The sequence below is a fragment of the Thauera sp. 28 genome (assembly GCF_000310145.2).
GTDB classification, from domain to species: Bacteria; Pseudomonadota; Gammaproteobacteria; order Burkholderiales; family Rhodocyclaceae; genus Thauera; species Thauera mechernichensis.
This window is the reverse complement of record NZ_AMXA01000085.1, coordinates 1-829: the sequence shown is the minus strand read 5'-3', so window position 1 is coordinate 829 and position 829 is coordinate 1. Positions and strand designations below refer to the sequence as shown.

Sequence of the window (829 nt, the reverse complement as noted above, 5' to 3'; positions counted from 1 at the left end):
CGGTCGACTCCGCCAGGGTAACGCCCGGGTTGAGCCGCATGCCGATCAGCAAGGTGCCTTCGTTGAACGGCGGCAGAAAGGTCGTGGGGAAGAACGGTACCGCAGCGGCAGCAATTGCCACCGCAACCGCACCCGCTGTGACGGCCGCCCTGGGGTGCTCGAGCACCCCCTGCAACGCCCCGCGATAACGTGCCTTGAGCCAGGCGAGCAAGCGCGTGTCACCGTGATCGAGGGACTTCATCCGGGGAAGCAGGTAAAAGGACAGCACCGGCGTCACGGTCACCGAGACGACCAACGAGGCGAGCGTGGAGACGATGAACGCCACGCCGAGCGGCACGAACAGCCGCCCCTCCATGCCAGGCAGCGCGAACAGCGGCAAGAACACCAGCACGATGATGATGGTCGCGTAAAGGATGGCCGAGCGCACTTCCATCGTTGCGCGCGCCACGAGTTCGATCGGGTGAAGCCGATGGTCGTGATGCTTTGCGCGGTCCTCCTTCAATCGGCGCAGCACGTTCTCTACGCCCACAACCGCATCGTCGACCAAGCCGCCAATCGCAATCGCGAGACCACCAAGGGTCATCGTGTTGATCGACTGCCCGAAATACTTGAAGACCAACGCCGTCATGAAGATGGACACCGGAATCGCGGTGAGCGCGATGATCGTCGGGCGCAGGGTGCCGAGAAAAAAGAAGAGGATTGCTGCAACGAACACCGATGCGCCAATCAGCTTACCCTTGAGCGTGCTGATCGATGCCTCGATGAAAGTCGCCTGCCGGAAGGTCACCTCCGGCGCATCCATCCCGGCCGGGAGCGATATCTTCATCTC

At 62.5% G+C, this 829-nt stretch carries 1 protein-coding gene; it reads right to left on the bottom strand.

What is annotated here, in order from left to right; all coding sequences use genetic code 11:
• Positions 1 to 829: efflux RND transporter permease subunit (locus C662_RS19535; protein WP_002934599.1), on the bottom strand; the 829-nt coding region annotated here is incomplete at both ends.